This window comes from Ruegeria aquimaris, assembly GCF_025751555.1.
In the GTDB taxonomy this organism is placed as follows: Bacteria; Pseudomonadota; Alphaproteobacteria; order Rhodobacterales; family Rhodobacteraceae; genus Ruegeria_B; species Ruegeria_B aquimaris.
Map to the genome: position 1 here is coordinate 401,150 of NZ_JAOWLB010000003.1, position 12,374 is coordinate 413,523.

Below are 12,374 nucleotides of genomic sequence, written 5' to 3' on the forward strand. Positions count from 1 at the left end.
GTGACACGGCGCAATCTCCCGCAATAATTACGGGTATTGAACGGCTTGACCGCCCGGATCGCAAGCTTATTCCGGCTTGCTCTCCAGATCCGCCGCCAGCCGAAAACCGATGCGATGCGCCGGTTCGTCCCGCGCCACCGCCAGCATAGCGCGCAGCGTCACGTTCAATTGGCTGACATGCTGCACCAGCTGGGTCCGCGCGCCGGTCTCGTCAACGCCATAGAAGGTCACGATATCGGGGTCGAAATACCCCATGCCCTGAATCCGCAGAATGCCCGCCCCGCCACCGACAAAGCCCATGGCGACCTCCTGCGTGGCGTCGAGCTGCTTTTCAAAGTTCTGGATATAGATGATCAGCCGCTCATAGGCCCATTGCGCCGGGCTCTTGCCGGTCGTGGAGCGCTGCAAGGTCTCGGGGACCAGGGGTTCGCATGGCTCACTGTCCGGGTCCGCATGCACCTCGTGACAACGCGGCATCGCCTCGGCCTCGGCATATTCGGCCGACGTTTCGATCTTGTTTTCCATCGCTCACCCCTTGCGCTGGTAGAGCCAGGCCCCGTCCTCGCGGCGGGTCCGGATCACGTCCCCAGTATGGTAGAGATGGTTCACATGTGCCACCGCTTCAACCAGCGCCAGCCCGTATTCGCCCTCGCCGATGGTCCGCTTGAAGAGCGGCGCGAAACACTCGGACGCCGCCTTGGGCGTGTCCAGATGGTCCAGCAGCCGCGTCAGCGCGCCGTGGTGATTGTCGATCAACTGCCGCATCCGGATCGGCAGGCCGGTAAAGGGCAGCTTGTGCCCGCCCAGCGCCAGATGCTCGGGCCGGGCCAGCGGCGCCAGCCGCTCGCAGGTTTCCAGCCAGTCGGCCAGCGGGTCGGCCAGCGGCTCGGTGGCATAGACCCCGATATTGGGGCTGATCGAGCTCAGGATCTGGTCGCCGGTGATCACCAGATTGTCGTCGCGGCTCCAGAAGGTCGCATGTTCTGGCGCATGGCCATTGCCCATATGCACGTCCCAATCGCGCCCGCCCATGCGGAACACGTCACCCTGCTTGATCCGGGTGAAGCCCAGCGGCATCGGATAGACCATGTCGGCAAAGTTGAACGGCCGCTCGGCCATCCGCTTGGCCAGCACCTCGGGCGCCATGCCCGCGCTACGGTAATAGTCGAGCGTTTCCTCGGGCCAGGTCTCCTGCACGTCCAGCGTCAGCATCCGCGCAAACAGCCAGGCGGTGCGGGTGGTGACCAGCTCGGCGCCCAGTTCTGACTGGAACCAACCCACATTGCCCATGTGATCGGGGTGATGATGGGTTGCCACCACGCGGCGCACAGGTTTACCCGCCAGCGGCCCGTCGATCAGCGTCTGCCAGATGGCGCGGGTCTTCTTTGACGAAAACCCGGTGTCGATCACCGTCCAGCCATCGCCGTCATCCAGCGCATAGACGTTCACATGGTCCAGCTTCATCGGCAGCGGCAGCCGCATCCACAACACGCCCTCGGCGATCTCTATCGCCGTACCGTGCTTGGGCGGCTCGTCCCACGGGTAACGCATCGCCAGCCCCGGCGCCCGGTCCATCACGCCGCCAGTTCGTCGAGGTCGAGCGCGTAGAGATCGCCCGCGCCGTTGCGCGCCTGCACCAAAAGACTGTCATGCTCGGGCAGCAGCGCGTTGATGTAGAACCGCGCCAGTTTCTCGCGCGCACCGCCCTTGTCGGCCAGCGCCGCGGCCAGGTGGTAATGCGCGCCCAGAACCCGGGCAAAGGCCCGCAGATAGGGTACCGCCCCGGCAAAGCGTTCAGTCATGTCGCCCTGCCCCACCAGCCATTCGGTGGCCTCGCGCAGGGTTTCGCTGGCCTCCCAGACCGGCCCGGCCAGTTCCGGCAGTTGCGCGCGGGCGCCTTCGGCATGCGCCTCGATCTCGTCGAGCAGCCGCGACGCCGCCTCGCCCCCATCCATCATCTTGCGCGCGACAAGGTCCATCGCCTGAATGCCATTGGTGCCTTCGTAAATCGCGGTCACCCGCACATCGCGATAGAATTGCGCGGCCCCCGTTTCCTCGATGAAACCCATGCCGCCATGCACCTGCACCCCGGTTTCCGAGACCGAGATACCGGTATCGGTGCCGAACGCCTTGGCGATCGGCGTCAGAAAGGCAGCACGCGCCTTCCATTCGGCAGACCCGGTGGCATTGCCCATGTCGATGGCGACGGCACAGGCCATCAGGATGGCGCGGGCGGCAAAGACATCGGCCTTCATGCTCATCAGCATCCGGCGCACATCGGCATGATCGACGATTGTGCCCGAGGCCGACTTGCCCTGCTTGCGCTCCAGCGCATAGGCCAGCGCATGCTGCCAGGCGGCCTCGGCCACGCCGACACCCTGCCCGCCAACACCAAGGCGCGCGTTGTTCATCATGGTGAACATGGCCGCCATGCCGCCATGTTCCTCGCCCACCAGCCAGCCGGTTGCACCGTCATATTGCATCACGCAGGTGGGAGAGCCGTGCAGGCCCATCTTGTGCTCCAGCGACACCACCTTGAGACTGTTGGCCACGCCCGCATTGCCATTCTCATCCGGCAGGTTGCGCGGCACCAGGAACAGCGAGATGCCCTTGGTCCCCGGCACGCCATCGGGCAGCCGTGCCAGCACCAGATGGCAGACATTGTCACAGAAATCGTTGTCGCCCCAGCTGATGAAGATCTTCTGCCCGGTGACCGCATAGGTGCCATCGCCATTAGGTTCCGCCTTGGAACTCAGCGCGCCCACGTCCGACCCGGCCTGCGGTTCGGTCAGGTTCATCGTGCCCGACCACTCGCCCGAGATCAGCTTGGGCAGGTAGAGTTCCTTGATCGCGTCGCTGGCATGATGCTCCAGCGCCTCGATCTGGCCCTGGCTCATCAGCGGCGCCAGTTGCAGCGACAGGCAGGCGCCGCTCATCATCTCGTTCACGGCGGTGGTCACCGTCATGGGCAGGCCCATGCCGCCATGCTCGGGATTGCCGCTCATGCCGATCCAGCCGCCTTCGGATATCGCCTTCCAGCCATCGGCGAAGCCGGGCGAGGTGCGCAGCACCCCGTTTTCCAGCCGTGCCGGGTTCAGATCGCCGCCCCGCTGCAAGGGCGCCATCACCTCGTCACACATCCGGCCCGCCTCGGTCAGGATCGCTTCGACAATGTCCGCGCCCGCCTCGGCAAAGACTTCGGTGGCGCAGACCCGGTCATAGCCCACAACGTGATTGAGCAGGAATGTATAATCGGTTACGGGCGAACGGTACGGCATGGGATCCCCTCGGTGTTTCGTGTCGGCTTGGCAAGCCGCAGCGGCAACGGTATGTATCAAGGCTTGTCCGATTACCTATCCAGAGCCGTCTGGCAAGCAACCAAAACGCCGCGTCACCAGCCATGCACCGCATCGAAACCTCACGTCTGACCGCCGATCACGCGGGGATCGCCCGCGCGGCCGAGCTGCTGCGCGCGGGCGAACTGGTCGCCTTTCCAACCGAAACCGTCTATGGGCTGGGCGGCGATGCGCGCGACGGACGGGCGGTGGCGGCGATCTATGCTGCCAAGGGACGCCCCAGCTTCAACCCGCTTATCGCCCATGTCGCAGACGTGGGAACGGCCCGCCGATACGTGACCTGGACCGAGGCGGCGGACAAGCTGGCGTCGGCCTTCTGGCCGGGACCGCTGACGCTGGTCCTGCCCCTGCGCGAGGGTCACGGCATCTCGGACCTGGTGACCGCCGGGCTCGACACGCTGGCGGTCCGCGTTCCCGCACATCCCCTGGCACAGGCGCTGCTGGCGGCGTTCGGCGGCCCTGTGGCGGCACCCTCGGCCAACCCCTCGGGCCGGATCAGCCCCACCACGGCCGCGCATGTGCACGCGGGCCTTGACGGCAGGATCGCCGCCGTCCTCGACGGCGGCTCCTGCGGGGTTGGTCTGGAATCGACCATCATCGGCCTGAATGGCGATCCTGCCCTTCTGCGCCCTGGCGGGTTGGCGGCCGAAGAGATCGAAGCCATTCTGGGGCGACCTCTGGCCCGCCATGCGACGGGCGACGCGATCAGCGCTCCGGGCCAGTTGCTGTCGCATTACGCCCCGCGTGGCGCGGTGCGGCTGGGGGCATCGGCCGCACAAGGCAACGAAGTGCTGCTGGGGTTCGGCCCGATGGCCTGCGACGAGAACCTCTCGGCTTCAAGCGACCTGACCGAGGCGGCCGCCAACCTCTTTGCCGCGCTGCACCGGTTGGACGCGACCGGCCGCCCCATCGCCGTGGCGCCGGTGCCCGATCATGGGCTGGGGGCGGCCATCAACGACCGGTTGCGCCGCGCAGCGGCGCCCCGCGACAGCTGAGGCGTAGGCTGGGGGCCAGCCCCCAGACCCCCGGAGTATTTCAACCAGAAAGAAGCAGCACGTCTCAGTCGAGCCAGACAATCTCGCAGCCGATGCGGTCGAGGAAGGCAAGCAGGTCGCCGCGCGCCATGGCGATGGTACGGTCGTTGACCAGCGGGTGCATATAGATCACCTCGGCCCGCTGCGCCGCCCTGTCCATGAAGAAGCGCACCCCCTGCGGGACGCCAGTGATCATCGCCATCGGGCTGACCGCGCCCGGCCGGATACCGAGGTTCTCCAACAGCCGGTCGGCCGAACCAAAGGACAGGTTACCCACCCCCAGCGCGCCGCCCAGCGCCTTGAGGTCGATCTCGCGATCCTGCTCCAGCGTCACCAAATAGTTGCGCTTTTTCTTGTCGCGCAGATAGAGGTTCTTGATCCTGAGCGCATTTTCTCCGGGCAGCCTCAGCTGATCTTCGATCGCCTTCGAGTCCTCCACCGTGCGCAGGGGCGGATGTTCGTAGTAGCGATAGGCCAAGCCCCAGTCGTCCAGCCGAGCCAGAAGCGCATCAGATGAAAGCGGCAGCGTGTCCTGATAGATCGACGAGGCATCCATGCGGGCGGGTCCTTTCTACGGTCGAACGACCGGCCCTCCCTATCAGGATCACCGGCAAGTTCAACCGCTCCGCCTGCCGGTTTCCAGCCACACCCGCTCCTCCGGCGCCAGCAGCGCGTTAGCCCGGTCGCCATAGCGCTGCATGTCGGATGCACTCAACCGGCCCTCCCACTTGTTGCCGGTTCCCGTCGAGAAGAAATTGGCAGGCTCGCGAAATACGCTCTGAAATCCCGGTTTTTCGGATTGCTTCTTGGCATTGGCCTTCATCGTGGAAAAACTGCCCGCGGCGGCAAGATCGGCAACCGCCTCAGGCGTGACATCAATCCCCAGGATCCTCGCCAGCCGCCGGATCTGCCCGGGCAGGTCGCGGCTCAGCTCTGCGTAGTGCAAGAAGTGAATATTGGGCAGGTCACGAAACGCCCAGAACGACTGGAAATGATGAACGACCGAGGCCAGCGTCAGGTCGTCCGTGCCGGTCGGGGTTGCGGGGAAATCGACAAACCGCGCAAACGCCTCGCTGACCGTTCCCTCGACCATGTAGGACAGCCAATCGTCCTTCATGTTCAACACATGGTCGCGAAACGAGAAATGCACATCGACCGGGTGCCGGTGAACGACCAGATAGACGGCGCGCGGATCGTAGGTGATCCCGTCCAGGGGCGTGTGGGTCTTGATGCAGCGCCGGTGCTCCTGCGCCTCCAGGAGCGCGACCTGAGCCACCCTGTCGCGAAACCCGCAATCAAGCCAGGGCGACACGCTGTTGTTATAGACCGCAGGATCGGCCTGCCCCGTCAGCAGCATGCGCACCAGGGTCTGGGTCCAGGTGGTGCCGCATTTGGGCGGGGTGCAGACGAATATGTCATCGGCCCGAATTGTGAAATCGGCCCACACGTCGGTGTTGGTGACCGGCCCGACATAGTCGGCCACCCTCTCTGGCATCATCCGGCCCATCGCGCTCCCCCTCCGCACGTCGATCCTGCGCGATAGATTACCCCAAGACCGGCCATAAAAACAGCGCGGACTTGACTCGGCCGCCATACGCGGTTACCTGCCCCCAAACATCCGGAAGCGTCAGACCTTCCGGTCCCTTGATATGTTCAGGGATCGCCCTCCACCAGCGTGTTACGCCCGTGGAGGCGATTGTGTATTGAACCATCGCTTCCTACCTTGGGGGCGCGACCGCAACAGGCAAAGGAGCCGGAGAGTCATGTTTGAAAATCTGTCCGAACGCCTCTCTGGCGTCTTCGACCGCCTGACCAAGCAGGGCGCGCTGAGCGAGGAAGACGTCAAGACCGCCCTGCGCGAGGTGCGCGTCGCACTGCTCGAAGCGGACGTCTCGCTGCCGGTGGCGCGTGACTTCGTGCGTGCGGTGCAGGACAAGGCCACCGGCCAGGCCGTGACCAAATCGGTCACGCCGGGCCAACAGGTGGTCAAGATCGTGCATGACGCTTTGGTCGACGTGCTGCGCGGCGCCGAAGACCCGGGCAAGCTGAAAATCGACAATCCGCCCGCGCCGATCCTGATGGTGGGTCTCCAGGGCGGCGGCAAGACCACCACCACCGCCAAGCTTGCCAAGCGCCTGAAAGAGCGCGAAGGCAAGAAGGTGCTGATGGCCTCGCTCGACGTCTATCGCCCCGCGGCGATGGATCAGCTGGCGGTGCTGGGCGCGCAGATCGGCGTCGATACCCTGCCGATCGTGCCGGGCCAGAAGCCCGTGGATATCGCCAAGCGCGCGCGTCAGCAGGCGATGATGGGCGGTTATGACGTCTACATGCTCGACACCGCCGGCCGCTTGCACATCGACCAGGTGCTGATGCAAGAGGTCGAGGATGTCCGCAACGTCGTCACCCCGCGCGAAACCCTGCTGGTGGTCGATGGCCTGACCGGCCAGGTCGCCGTCGAGGTGGCCGAGGAGTTTGACGCCAAGATCGGCATTTCGGGCGTGGTGCTGACCCGGATGGACGGCGACGGGCGCGGCGGCGCCGCCCTGTCCATGCGCGCGGTGACCGGCAAGCCGATCCGCTTTGTCGGCCTCGGCGAGAAGATGGACGCGCTCGAAACCTTCGAGCCCGAGCGTATCGCCGGCCGCATCCTGGGCATGGGCGATATCGTGGCCCTGGTCGAAAAGGCCCAGGACACCATCGAGATGGAACAGGCCGAGCGCATGATGAAGCGCATGGCCAAGGGTCAGTTCAACATGAACGACCTCAAGATGCAGCTGGAGCAGATGATCCAGATGGGCGGCATGCAGGGCATGATGGGCATGCTGCCGGGCATGGGCAAGATGGCCAAGCAGATGGATGCCGCCGGTCTCGACGACCGTGTCCTGAAACAGCAGATCGCGCTGATCCAGTCGATGACCAAGAAGGAACGCGCCAACCCCGCCCTGCTCCAGGCCAGCCGCAAGAAGCGGATCGCCGCCGGCTCGGGTATGGAGGTTTCCGACCTCAACAAGCTTCTGAAGATGCACCGCCAGATGGCGGACATGATGAAGAAGATGGGCAAGATGGGTAAGGGCGGCATGCTGAAACAGGCCATGAAAGGCATGTTTGGCAAGGGTGGTCCCTCGCCCGAAGAGATGGCTGCGGGCATGGACCCCAAGGCGCTCGAAGCCGCCGCCAAGGCGATGGGTGGCAAGGGGGGCCTGCCGGGTCTGGGCGGCATGGGCCTGCCGCCAGGCCTCAGCGGCTTCGGCAAGAAGAAGTGACGTGACCCCGATCCCCACCATATCGACCCCGCGCCTGACGCTGCGCGCGCCCGAACTCCGGGATTACCCGGCGTTTGCCGCGTTCTACGCGTCGGACCGGTCGCGCTTTGTCGGCGGACCGGCCACGGGCGAACAGGCCTGGCGGTTTCTGGCGGTGGAACTGGGGCACTGGCCCCTGCGCGGCTATGGCCGCTGGGCGGTCGAGGAAACGGAAACCGGCAAGCTGGCGGGCATCGTGGGCCTCTGGAACCCCGAAGGCTGGCCCGAGCCAGAAATCGGCTGGGACCTGATGAACGGGTTCGAGGGCAAGGGATACGCGACCGAGGCCGCAGGTGCGGCCCGCGACTATGCCTATGGCGTGCTGGGCTGGCAAACCGCGATCAGCCTGGTGGCCATCGGCAACGATGCCTCGGCCCGCGTCGCCCAGCGCCTGGGCGCGACCCCGGATGGCATGTTCCGGCACGAACGCTTTGGCCAGTTGGAAATCTGGCGCCACCCGGCCCCCTCCGAACTCTCGGACGGCGGCATGGAGGCCTATGCATGACCACCCTCACCCTCGATATCCCCGTCCTGAAGACCGACCGCCTGATCCTGCGCGCACCCGAAGCACGCGATTTCGAAAATGTCGCGACCTTCTTTGCCGATGGTGAACGCAGCTGGGGCTTTGGCGGCCCCCTGTCGCGCAATGAAGCCTGGCGCTGGTTCGCCAGCCTGATCGGCCATTGGGCGCTGCATGGCTATGGCTTCTGGATGGTCGATACCCAAGCGGGCGAACCCGTGGGCTTTGTCGGCCTCTGGAGCCCCGAGGGCTGGCCCGAGCCGGAACTGGGCTGGGTGATGTATGCCGGGACCGAGGGCAAGGGCTATGCCCGTGAGGCCGCCGAAGAGGCGCGCCGCTATGCCTATGCGGTGCTGGGTTTCGAGACCCTCAGCTCGAACATCTTTCCGGGCAATGCCCGCTCGGTCGCGCTGGCTGAACGCATGGGCGCGCGGTACGAACGCAGCTTCGAGAATGTCAGCCATGGCACCGAGATGGTCTATCGCCATCCCGGCCCCGACGATCTGTCAGCGGGGGCGGCATGAGCATCCCAACCCTGCATACCGATCGACTGACGCTGCGCGCGCCAAAGCTCAAGGATTTCGAGCATTGGGCCGCCTTCTTTGCCTCCCCCCGCGCGGTGCATGAGCGCGGCATCATGAACCGCGCCGCCGCCTGGCGCGTCTGGGCCTCGGACGTCGGCATCTGGACCCTGCGCGGCTATGGTCCCTTCGGCGTCGAGCGGCGCGACACCGGCGCCTATGTGGGCGAGGTAGGCATCTACGAACCCGACGGCTATCCTGGCCCGGAACTCGGTTGGTTCGTGATCCCCGACGCCGAGGGCAAGGGCTACGCCGCCGAGGCGGCGCGCGCGGTGATGATCTGGGCGCGGCGCAATTTTGGCTGGGACCACCTGACCAATATCATCGACCCGGCCAATGCGCGCTCCATCGCGCTAGGCCTGCGGCTGGGCGGGGTGATCGACCCCGACGGCATCGGCGAAGACCCGGCCGATGTGGTGATCGCGCACGATCTGCGGGGGTTGGTATGACCCTCTCCATTCCCGTGATCGAAACCGAAAACCTGATCCTGCGCGGCCCCCGCGAAAGCGATTTCGAGGCATTCGCCGCCTTTGGCGCCTCGGACCGGTCACGCTTTGTCGGCGGCCCCTTCCCCCGCTTCCGCAGCTGGGGCGGGTTCCTGGCCACCTATGGTCACTGGGCACTGCGCGGCTATGGCATGTGGATGGTCGAAGATCGCGCCACCGCCGCCACCGCCGGGCGTATCGGCTTCATCTTCAACGATGGTTGGGACGAGCCGGAACTGGGCTGGCACATCTTCGACGGGTTCGAAGGTAAGGGTTACGCATTCGAAGCCTCCAGCGCGGCCCGGACATATGGGGCGCAGCACTTCGGTCTCGACGCGGTGATCTCTTATATCGACCCCGTAAACACCCGTTCGCTGCGGTTGGCCGAGCGGCTGGGCGCGCAATACGAGCGCGATGGAGAGGTCGTGGGTCACCCCTGTCAGGTCTGGCGTCACCCGCACCAGAAGGAGGCCGCATGACCCACACCATCCCCGTCATCGAAACCCGGCGCCTGACCCTGCGCGGCCCCGAGCCCGAGGATTATCCGAACTTCAAGGCCACCTTCACCAGCTACCGCGCCCGGTTCATGGGTGGCCCGCTGAACCCCTACGAGGCATGGATGCTCTATGCCGCCGAGATCGGTCATTGGCAGATCCGCGGCTATGGCATGTGGATGATCCACGACAAGGCCACCGACAAGACCCTTGGCATGACCGGCGGCTGGAAACCCGCAGGCTGGCCCGAGGCCGAGATCGCCTGGGTGATCTGGCCCGATGCGGCCGGAAAAGGCTATGCGCTCGAGGCCACCCATGCCGCCCGCAAACATTTCTACCGCCATCTCGGCTGGGAAACCGCCGTCAGCTATATCGACCCCAAGAACCTCGACTCGATCCGCCTGGCCGAGCGACTGGGGGCCAAGAAGGACCCCGAAGCGCCGACCATCGACGGCAACGACGCGGTCTATCGCCACCCCTCGCCCGCCAAGCTGGAGGGCACCCAGTTGGCGCATGGCATCGACATGGAAATCGCGCATTACGCCGACCCGCTGTTCAAACCGAAAGGATGGGCCATTGACTGACCACATGCCTGATCCCGTGGCCCGCGCCGCCGAACTGCTGAAAGGCCACCGCGCCAGCATCGACCGGCTGGACGCGATCCTTGTCTACACCCTGGGCGAGCGGTTCAAACACACCCAGGCCGTGGGCAAGCTCAAGGCCGAACACGACCTTCCCCCGTCCGATCCGGTGCGCGAGGCGCACCAGATCGCGCGGCTCGAAGACCTGGCGAAAGAGGCCGATCTGGACCCCGATTTCGCCAAGGCTTTCCTGAATTTCATCATTCAGGAAGTCATCCGACACCACAAGAAACACCAGGAATAACCGGATAGACCCCGGTCAACACGAAACACGCCCCCCGGGCGTGATGCCAATCAAAGGAGAAACCCAATGGCAATGAAAATCCGTCTGGCCCGTGGCGGCTCGAAAAAGCGTCCCTTCTACCGCATCGTGGCCGCAGACAGCCGCATGCCGCGCGACGGCCGCTTCCTTGAAAAGCTGGGCACCTATAACCCGCTGCTCCCGAAAGACAGCGAAGAGCGCGTGAAAATGGACGTCGAACGCATCCAGTACTGGCTGGGTCAGGGCGCCCAGGCGACCGACCGCGTCGCCCGCATGCTCGAAGCCGCAGGCGTCGTTGCCAAGACCGAGCGTTCGAACCCCGAGAAAGCCGTCCCCGGCAAGAAGGCCCAGGAACGCGCCAAGGAAAAGGCCGACAAGGCCGCAGCAGCCGCTGACGCAGGCGAAGAATAAGCAGGGCGCAGGCGTGCGGGATCATACCTTCTCGGGCGACTTTCGCACGCAGTTCGATCTGCTGATGCGGCTCCGGCGCGACGTGCGCCGGTTCCGCACCGATCCGGTGGACGAGGCAGTGCTGGCGCGCTGCCTCGACGCCTTTCGCCTGGCCCCCTCGGTGGGGCTCAGCGAACCCTGGCGCCTCATTCGCGTCACCTCGGCGCCGGCCCGCGCGGCCGCGCTCGACAATTTCCTCGCCGCCAATGCAGACGCACTCGCCGGATATTCGGGCGACCGAGCGCAGCAATATGGCAGGCTGAAACTCTCCGGCATGCACGACGCGCCGGTCCACCTGGCGGTGTTCTGCGACGACGCCACCGGACAGGGACACGGCCTTGGCGCCGCCACCATGCCCGAGATGCGCCGCTATTCTGTTGTCACCGCGATCACCCTTTTCTGGCTGGCGCTGCGGGCCGAGGGGCTGGGGCTGGGCTGGGTCTCCATCCTCGATCCCGACCGGCTGACCCGTGACCTCGACGTGCCCGTCACTTGGCGGCTCATCGGGTATTTTTGTCTTGGCTGGCCCGAGGAAACCTCGGACACTCCAGAACTGGAACGCGCGGGCTGGGAAACACGCCGCCCGCAATTGGCGATAGAAACACGATGACCGAGACAAACGAAAGCAACCTGATCTGCGTCGGTGTGGTGGCCGGTTCCTTTGGGGTCCGTGGTGAAGTGCGCCTCAAAAGCTATTGCGCCGTGCCCGAGGATATCGAGCTTTACTCGCCGCTCAGCGACGAAACCGGCCAGACCCGCTATCCCCTGGTGCTGACCCGCGCCATCAAAAACGGCTTTGCCGCTCATTTGGGCGGGGTCGAGACCAAGGAAGAGGCCGATGCGCTCAAGGGCCTACGCCTTTACGCTCATCGCGACCAGCTGCCGTCGCTGCCCGATGACGAGTTCTATCACGCCGACCTGATCGGGCTCGAGGTCTACGACACCGGCGGCACCCTTTTGGGCAAGGTAATTTCGGTCCAGAACCACGGTGCCTCGGACCTGCTGGAAATCGGCGGTCCGGGGGTGAAAACCCCGGTCCTGCTCCCCTTCACCCTGGCCGCCGTCCCCACCGTGGACCTGACCCAAGGTCGCCTGATCGCTGATCCGCCCGAAGGACTGTTCTGAACGCGATTGGGGTTAACGCTATTTGGCGATGTCTGAGCACTGCTTTTGGCAGAGTTGGTCGCGAGGATTTGGTCCCGTCGTCAAGGTGGATCGCATGACGAAGGACGTGATCCAAAATCAAGAA

Annotated in this window: 16 protein-coding genes; 11 read left to right on the forward strand and 5 right to left on the reverse strand. The window is 65.2% G+C overall.

Translation table 11 applies throughout. From position 1 onward, the window contains the following. Window positions 1-66: 66 nt before the first annotated feature. Genes OE747_RS07110 through OE747_RS07120 form a run of 3 tightly spaced genes read right to left on the reverse strand, consistent with a single transcriptional unit; the run spans window position 67 to window position 3,278 of the window. Window positions 67-525 (reverse strand): DUF6173 family protein, encoded by a 459-nt coding sequence (locus tag OE747_RS07110; RefSeq protein ID WP_263827902.1) that lies wholly within the window; start codon window positions 523-525, stop codon window positions 67-69. Window positions 526-528: 3 nt separating this feature from the next. Then, entirely contained in the window at window positions 529-1,575 is a 1,047-nt protein-coding gene (locus tag OE747_RS07115; protein ID WP_263827903.1) for an MBL fold metallo-hydrolase, read from the reverse strand. Beyond that, entirely contained in the window at window positions 1,575-3,278 is a 1,704-nt protein-coding gene (locus OE747_RS07120) for an acyl-CoA dehydrogenase (RefSeq protein ID WP_263827904.1), read from the reverse strand. Before OE747_RS07120 ends, OE747_RS07115 begins: the two co-directional genes overlap by 1 nt. A 122-nt stretch (window positions 3,279-3,400) precedes the next feature. Here OE747_RS07120 and OE747_RS07125 point away from each other — a divergent pair, with 122 nt between their 5' ends. After that, a complete protein-coding gene (locus OE747_RS07125; protein ID WP_263827905.1) occupies window positions 3,401-4,351 on the forward strand; it encodes an L-threonylcarbamoyladenylate synthase in 951 nt (316 codons plus the stop codon). Window positions 4,352-4,415: 64 nt separating this feature from the next. Here OE747_RS07125 and OE747_RS07130 read toward each other — a convergent pair whose 3' ends face one another. Both OE747_RS07130 and OE747_RS07135 read right to left on the reverse strand, forming a co-directional pair. Then, window positions 4,416-4,946: a prolyl-tRNA synthetase associated domain-containing protein gene (locus OE747_RS07130; protein WP_263827906.1), complete on the reverse strand. Its 531-nt coding sequence runs from the start codon at window positions 4,944-4,946 to the stop codon at window positions 4,416-4,418. 60 nt (window positions 4,947-5,006) lie between these two features. Beyond that, window positions 5,007-5,897 (reverse strand): sulfotransferase domain-containing protein, encoded by an 891-nt coding sequence (locus OE747_RS07135; protein ID WP_263827907.1) that lies wholly within the window; start codon window positions 5,895-5,897, stop codon window positions 5,007-5,009. Between the two features lie 256 nt (window positions 5,898-6,153). Here OE747_RS07135 and ffh point away from each other — a divergent pair, with 256 nt between their 5' ends. The 10 genes from ffh to rimM all read left to right on the forward strand — a co-directional run bounded on the left by ffh (window position 6,154) and on the right by rimM (window position 12,250). Next, window positions 6,154-7,653 (forward strand): signal recognition particle protein, encoded by a 1,500-nt coding sequence (gene ffh / locus OE747_RS07140; protein ID WP_263827908.1) that lies wholly within the window; start codon window positions 6,154-6,156, stop codon window positions 7,651-7,653. Between the two features lies 1 nt (window position 7,654). Then, window positions 7,655-8,197 carry a GNAT family N-acetyltransferase gene (locus OE747_RS07145; protein ID WP_263827909.1) on the forward strand — a complete coding sequence of 181 codons (543 nt, stop codon included), beginning with the start codon at window positions 7,655-7,657 and terminating at the stop codon, window positions 8,195-8,197. Then, entirely contained in the window at window positions 8,194-8,736 is a 543-nt protein-coding gene (locus tag OE747_RS07150; RefSeq protein ID WP_263827910.1) for a GNAT family N-acetyltransferase, read from the forward strand. Before OE747_RS07145 ends, OE747_RS07150 begins: the two co-directional genes overlap by 4 nt. Next, the gene (locus tag OE747_RS07155) at window positions 8,733-9,242 is read left to right on the forward strand and encodes a GNAT family N-acetyltransferase (RefSeq protein WP_263827911.1); all 510 of its coding nucleotides are present in this window, start codon (window positions 8,733-8,735) and stop codon (window positions 9,240-9,242) included. The genes OE747_RS07150 and OE747_RS07155 overlap by 4 nt, the downstream gene beginning before the upstream one ends. Next, on the forward strand, window positions 9,239-9,757 hold the full coding sequence (locus OE747_RS07160; protein ID WP_263827912.1) for a GNAT family N-acetyltransferase: 519 nt from the start codon (window positions 9,239-9,241) through the stop codon (window positions 9,755-9,757). The genes OE747_RS07155 and OE747_RS07160 overlap by 4 nt, the downstream gene beginning before the upstream one ends. Beyond that, the gene (locus tag OE747_RS07165; protein WP_263827913.1) at window positions 9,754-10,356 is read left to right on the forward strand and encodes a GNAT family N-acetyltransferase; all 603 of its coding nucleotides are present in this window, start codon (window positions 9,754-9,756) and stop codon (window positions 10,354-10,356) included. Before OE747_RS07160 ends, OE747_RS07165 begins: the two co-directional genes overlap by 4 nt. Window positions 10,357-10,360: 4 nt before the next feature. Then, a complete protein-coding gene (locus OE747_RS07170) occupies window positions 10,361-10,657 on the forward strand; it encodes a chorismate mutase (RefSeq protein ID WP_164129299.1) in 297 nt (98 codons plus the stop codon). 66 nt (window positions 10,658-10,723) lie between these two features. Further along, the gene (gene rpsP, locus OE747_RS07175) at window positions 10,724-11,086 is read left to right on the forward strand and encodes a 30S ribosomal protein S16 (protein WP_263827914.1); all 363 of its coding nucleotides are present in this window, start codon (window positions 10,724-10,726) and stop codon (window positions 11,084-11,086) included. 13 nt (window positions 11,087-11,099) lie between these two features. After that, entirely contained in the window at window positions 11,100-11,735 is a 636-nt protein-coding gene (gene bluB, locus OE747_RS07180) for a 5,6-dimethylbenzimidazole synthase (RefSeq protein ID WP_263827915.1), read from the forward strand. After that, on the forward strand, window positions 11,732-12,250 hold the full coding sequence (gene rimM, locus OE747_RS07185) for a ribosome maturation factor RimM (protein ID WP_263827916.1): 519 nt from the start codon (window positions 11,732-11,734) through the stop codon (window positions 12,248-12,250). Before bluB ends, rimM begins: the two co-directional genes overlap by 4 nt. Window positions 12,251-12,374: the final 124 nt, after the last annotated feature.